This is a genomic window from Magnetospirillum sp. WYHS-4 (assembly GCA_039908345.1).
Taxonomy (GTDB): domain Bacteria; phylum Pseudomonadota; class Alphaproteobacteria; order Rhodospirillales; family GLO-3; genus JAMOBD01.
On sequence record JAMOBD010000114.1, the window covers coordinates 1 to 4,492 of the forward strand.

3 protein-coding genes and 1 tRNA gene are annotated in these 4,492 nt (G+C 66.1%); 2 read left to right on the forward strand and 2 right to left on the reverse strand.

All coding sequences use genetic code 11. The features are described 5' to 3' along the window. The first annotated feature begins 112 nt into the window (after nt 1-112). Nucleotides 113-706 carry a DNA adenine methylase gene (locus tag H7841_17905; protein MEO5338736.1) on the forward strand — a complete coding sequence of 198 codons (594 nt, stop codon included), beginning with the start codon at nt 113-115 and terminating at the stop codon, nt 704-706. Here H7841_17905 and H7841_17910 read toward each other — a convergent pair. Next, a tRNA-Ser gene (locus tag H7841_17910) sits at nt 685-774 on the reverse strand. The genes H7841_17905 and H7841_17910 overlap by 22 nt on opposite strands. A gap of 161 nt (nt 775-935) precedes the next feature. Here H7841_17910 and H7841_17915 point away from each other — a divergent pair. Beyond that, nucleotides 936-3,794 carry a PAS domain S-box protein gene (locus H7841_17915; GenBank protein MEO5338737.1) on the forward strand — a complete coding sequence of 953 codons (2,859 nt, stop codon included), beginning with the start codon at nt 936-938 and terminating at the stop codon, nt 3,792-3,794. Nucleotides 3,795-3,817: 23 nt separating this feature from the next. Here the strand turns inward: H7841_17915 and H7841_17920 are convergent. Further along, nucleotides 3,818-4,492 (reverse strand): NAD(P)H-hydrate dehydratase (locus H7841_17920; protein MEO5338738.1); only part of this gene is annotated, 675 nt, incomplete at its 5' end.

The following is a 4,492-nucleotide window of genomic DNA, read 5'->3' on the forward strand; positions in this document are numbered from 1 at the left end:
CACCACGAAACCCCCACCTGAAACCCCGCCACCCCGGAATGTAGTGCTAACAAACCCGTGCCACTCCGTAACAGTCTGTTACAGAACAGCTTTTTCTCGGGCACTGTTCAAGTTGGGTCTGACCGACCTGGAGCGGGCGGCGAGATTCCTCTACCTCCAGCGCCTGAGCTTCGGCGGCAAGGTGGCCGGGCGGACATTCGGGGTGTCGGTCGGATTTCCGGGGCGATTCAACCTGACCACCCTGGAGCGGGACCTGGCGGCGGTGCACGAGCGCCTGGCCGGCGTGGTCATCGAGTGCCTGCCCTACGGGGACTTCATCGCCCGCTACGACCGCAACGAGACCCTTTTCTACCTGGACCCGCCCTACTGGGGGTCGGAGGGCGACTACGGCAAGGACCTGTTCGGCCGGCCCGACTTCGCCGGCCTGACCGAACAGTTGGCCGGCATCAAGGGGGCCTTCCTCATGTCGATCAACGACATCCCGGAGGTCCGGGCCCTCTTTTCCCGCTTCCACGTCCAGGCGGTCGAGACCACCTACACCATCGGGGGTGGCGACACTTCGGGAGTCCCGCGCTGCAAATCTCTGTGTCGCGCTTCACAGTCAGATCTTTCACAATCCGAATACGAGCGGAAATGCCGCTTCCTATTCAACCTTCCCAGAAAATCCCGGATGAACCGAAAAATTGGCGGATGGGGTGGGATTTGAACCCACGAGGCCATCGCTGGCCTTCCGGTTTTCAAGACCGGTGCATTCAACCGCTCTGCCACCCATCCGGTTCTGGCTTGTTGGCCGAATGGCGGTCTTGTAGCGCCGACCGCCGGGCGGCGTCCACCAGACTTTGCAGCCGCCACAGGAAAGCGGCATCGAAATCCTGGTGAAGCTATTTACATTTCATTACACTGCCTGACCGATTTCCCAATCTTCGGCATATTCCATGGTATCGAAGACCGACCGTCGGATCACCGAGCCCGGAACCGTCCTCTGGCGGTTGGTCGCCGGGGCGGTCTTGCTCAATCTGTTGGTGCTGGGTGCCATCGGGCTCGATGCCTGGCACGGCCGGAAGAACTACCAGGCCCACGCCAGGACAACGGGCGAGAACCTGGCCAAGGTTTTCGAGGAAAACCTCGTCGGCATCCTGGCTAAGATCGATCTCGCGCTCCTGGCCCTCGCAGACGATGTCGCCCACCGGAGGGGTATCGCGGGCCGTCTCGACGAAGCGGAGATGAACGCCGTTCTCGCCCGCCACTTGGCCCGCCTGCCCGAGGCGACGGGCTTGCAAATCGCCACCGCGGCGGGCGACATCGAATTCATCGCCAACCGCATCCAGGCCCGCAAGACCAACATCGCCGACCGCGCCCATTTCATCCGCACCCGCGACGACCCGAAAGCCGGACTGGTGATCGGAAAGCCGGTGCTGGGGCGGGTAAGCGGCAAGTGGGTGGTGGTCATCGCCCGGCGCCTGGAAAATCCGGACGGTACCTTCGCCGGACAGGTCCAGGCCTCGGTCGGGGTGGAGCAGTTCGCCCGCATCTTCTCCTCACTCGACCTGGGCCCCCAGGGCAGCGCCTCCGTCTGGGATACGGAACCCAGCGTCATCGTCCGCTATTCCGCGAAGACAGGCCGAGTCGGCGAAACCGGGTCGACCGCGTCATCGCCGCAATTCCGCGATCTCATGGCTTCCGGCAAGCGCGCCGAATCCTATCTGGTCCGCACCCCTCTCGACGGCGTGATGCGCCAGGTCGCATACCGCCGGATCGGCGACTATCCCTTGGCCGCCGTGGTCGCCCTGGCCGAGGACGACTACCTGGCTTCCTGGCGCCAGGACGTGGCGCAGATGGCGGGCCTCGGCCTGCTGTTCCTGCTGGTCACCCTCGCTGCGGCCTGGCTCATCCATCGTGGCGTTCTCGGCCTGCGGGAAGGCGAGGAGCGCCTGCGCACCCTGTTCGAGGCCGTGAGCGACGCCGTCCTGGTCCACCGTCCCCACGTCCAGGGCGAGCCACCGCCCCGGTTCGTCGAGGTCAACGACATCACCTGTCGGCGCCTCGGCTATAGCCGCGAGGAAATGCTGAATCTGGCGCCCGAAGACATCGACGCCCCCGGCTCCGACGGGCGGCACAATACCGAGGTGGCGGAACGGCTGCTGCGCAACGAGGTCGCGGTATTCGAACGCCTCCACAGAAGCCGCGACGGCCGGATCATCCCGGTGGAAATCAACGCCCGCTTGTTCCGCTGGAAGGGCGAGCAATACGTTCTGTCCATCGCCCGCGACATCACGGACCGCCGAAGGATGGAGGACGACCTCCGCAACGCCAAGGCGGTTGCCGAAGAAGCACAGAAGCGGAGCGACCTGATCCTGGCTTCGGCAGGCGAAGGAATCTGCGGCGTCGATACCAAGGGCGAAATCGTCTTCATCAACCCGGCCGCCCGGCACATGTTGGGCTTCGCCGATGGCGAAGGTGTCGGCGTGCCCCTGCACGAACGCACCCACCACCACCGCCCGGACGGCAGCGAATACCCTGCAGATGCCTGCCCCGTCCACCGGACCCTGGCGGACGGCTTGCTCCGCCAGGCCAAAGACGACGTGTTCTGGCGCGCCGACGGCACGTCCTTCCCGGTGGAATTCACCGTCGCCCCTCTGGCCGAAGATGGCGGGATCGTCGGCGCCGTCACCGTCTTCCGCGACGTCAGCGAACGCCGCCAAGCCGACGAAGCCATGCGCAAGCAGGAGGAACTGGTCCGTGCCCTGCTGAATGCCGCCCCCGACGCCGTCTTCCTGCTCGACGTCGAGGGCCGCATCCTCGCCACCAACGGTGTTCTCCCGGGCCGTTTCGGCAAGACCGAGGAACAGGTCATCGGCCGGAGCATCTTCGATCTCTTCCCGCCCGAGATCGTCGCGTCGCGCCGGGCCCAGTTGCAAAAGGTGATCGAGCGGCGGGAACTCCTGGTCACGACCGACGAACGACAGGGCCGGCATCTGGAGAACCACCTCTATCCCCTGCTTGGCTCCGACGGACGGGCGGAGAAGGTAGCCGTCTATTCCCGCGACATCACCGACCAGGTCACCAGCGGTCGGCGGATCGAGGCCGCCCTGGCCGAGGCGCAGCGGTCGAATGCGGAACTTGGCCAGTTCGCCTACGCCATTTCCCACGATCTGCAGGAACCCCTGCGCACCATCGCCAGCTACCTGCAACTCCTGGAGCGCACCTACCGCGGCAAGCTGGACGCGAACGCCGACGAATTCATCGCCTTCGCCGTCGACGGGGCCAAGCGCATGCAGTTCCTCATCCGCGATATTCTCGACTATTCGCGGATCACCACTCAGGGCAAGGAGTTCTTCCCGGTGGACGCCGGGGAAGTCGTCCGCCAGTCCCTGTCGAATCTCCGCCGGTCTCTCGACGAGGCGGGAGCGGATGTCACCGTCGATCCCCTGCCCAACGTCCTGGGCGATGCGCCGCAACTGGTCCGCCTGTTCCAGAATCTGATCGGCAATGCCGTCAAATACCGGAAGAAGGGCGTGCCGTCCCGCATCCAGGTCGACGCCACCCCCGTTGGCGAGACATGGGACTTCGCCATCCGCGACAACGGCATCGGCATCGAGGAGAAGGACTTCGCGCGCATCTTCAATATCTTCCAGCGCCTCCATTCCCCCGCGGAATACGAAGGCACCGGCATCGGCCTGGCAGTCTGCAAGAAGATCGTCGAACGCCACGGCGGCCGCATCTGGGTGGAGTCGGCAGCCGGCGAAGGCAGCACCTTCCACGTCGTCCTGCCGGTCGCCGACAGTTCCAGCTAATTTCCCCCAGAGCAATTCCGAATTTAGTCGGCTCTCGCCTTCAGCCGGCGCAGCACGGCAGGCAAGGCGGCCGGCAGGTCCTCGGCGATCAGGCCGGGCCCCACTTGGCGAGCGGCCTCTCCGTGCAGCCAGGCGGCGGCGCAGGCGGCGTCGAAGGGCTCCATGCCCTGGGCCAACAACCCGAGCACAAAGCCGGCCAGCACATCCCCGGTCCCACCGCTCGCGAGATCGGGTGGCGCGTTGGCATTGATCGCCGCCTGCCCGTCGGGGGCGGCGATCACCGTGTCCGATCCCTTGAGCAGCACCACCGCCCCGCTGCTCCGGGCGGCGGCGCGGGCGCGTTCCAGGCGGCTGCCTTTGCCCTTGCCGAACAGCCGGGCGAATTCGCCCTCATGAGGCGTCAGGACACAGGGCCCGTCGATGGACTTGAACAGCCTTGCCGCCTTGCGGCCAGCAAAGCAGGTCAGGGCGTCGGCGTCCAGCACGCAGGCCTTGCCGGCCGCCAACGCATCCAGACTGCATCGCCAGGTCTTTTCCGAAACCCCGGCGCCCGGCCCCAGCAGCACCGCGTTCTTGCGGTCGTCGGCCAGCAGCCGGGCGAAGTCGCCCCGATTGCCGATTGGCGCCACGATCGCCCCCGGCTCGCCGGCCCGGTAGACGTCAGCCGCCTCGGGCGGCGCGGCGATGGTCAGCAGCCC